This is a genomic window from Salinihabitans flavidus, from assembly GCF_900110425.1.
Classification (GTDB): Bacteria; Pseudomonadota; Alphaproteobacteria; order Rhodobacterales; family Rhodobacteraceae; genus Salinihabitans; species Salinihabitans flavidus.
Genome location: NZ_FODS01000083.1, coordinates 1 through 1,148, shown reverse-complemented (window position 1 = coordinate 1,148; position 1,148 = coordinate 1). Strand labels below are relative to the sequence as shown.

1 protein-coding gene is annotated in these 1,148 nt (G+C 67.0%); it reads right to left on the bottom strand.

Annotation, left to right across the window (positions count from 1 at the left end; genetic code table 11):
• Positions 1–1,148 (bottom strand): terminase gpA endonuclease subunit (locus BMW66_RS19910; RefSeq protein WP_139196349.1); only part of this gene is annotated, 1,148 nt, incomplete at both ends.

Below are 1,148 nucleotides of genomic sequence, written 5' to 3'. Positions count from 1 at the left end.
CATAGTTCATCGTGTCGAGCGCCTCGTTGCGCCGGGTGGGCTCGACCAGCTCCCATTTGGCCGAGACAACGCCCGTGCGGCTGCGCGTGAGCACCCGCGTCTCCGAGGAGATCATCCGGTAGAACTCGTCGCCGAGCCCCAGCGCGAACTGCGTATAGCCCCGCTCGGCGGGGTCCTCCTTGCGCAGGTGGGTGTAGAACCCGCCCTTGAGCTGCGAGACATTGAGCAGAAACGCCCGCTTCTGGCGCCGCTTCGCCCGCCCGTCGCGCCGCCGCTCGAGCTTTTGTGGCACCATGATCGGGCCGGTCTGCGTCGAGCCGCCCTTGACGATGATCACCCGGCTCCAGGGGTGGGTCTTGGCCCAGCTCCACACATCGTCGGTGTAAGTGCCGCCGTCGATCGCGAGAATATCGAGCGTCACCGCATGGCCCAGCTCGGTGCGCCACTCCTGCCGGAGATAGGCGTTGAGCGTGGCGCGGCCCTCCGCGTCGCTGATGTGATGCGGGATCACCTTGTAATCGATCGTCCAGCGCCGCCGGTTGCGCCCGAACGCCACGAAATGCACCTCTGTGCGATCATCCTGGCAATCCACCCCGGCCGCGAAGACAAACCCCGTGGCCGGCAGGATGCCACGCGGCAGGCGCTCGCCCGGATCGGCATTTTCCGTGCGGTCGCGCAGCTCCTCCCAGTCCGGCGCATCGGTCGCCTGCTCATAGGGCAGCCCCAGCACATCGTTCCAGAACACCTGCTCGGTGTCGGCGTCCTGCCGCGACTGGATCTGGTCCTCTGTCTCCTTTGTGACCTCCAGCCGGCTCCAGCCCATCACCTGGGCATATTCCACCGCGATCGAGGCCCAATCCCGCTGCGGCGCATAGGCTCGCCACAGGTGGAACCCCGGATGATCCCCGCGCGGATTATGCTTGACCCATTCGCCCAGCCGGACGATCCGCTCCTTGTCCGCATGCAGGATCGCGCCCTGGCACGCCTCGCAGGTGAAGTGCGCCGCGTGCAGCGCCTCCGGATCGAGGCTGGCGAGAAAGTTCTCCCAGGTCAGCGGCGCCTTGCGGCCGCAATGCGGACAGGGCACGTGATAGAGCCGCTGATCGCTGCGGCCATAAGCCCGCGAGATCCGGCAGGTGCCCTTGATC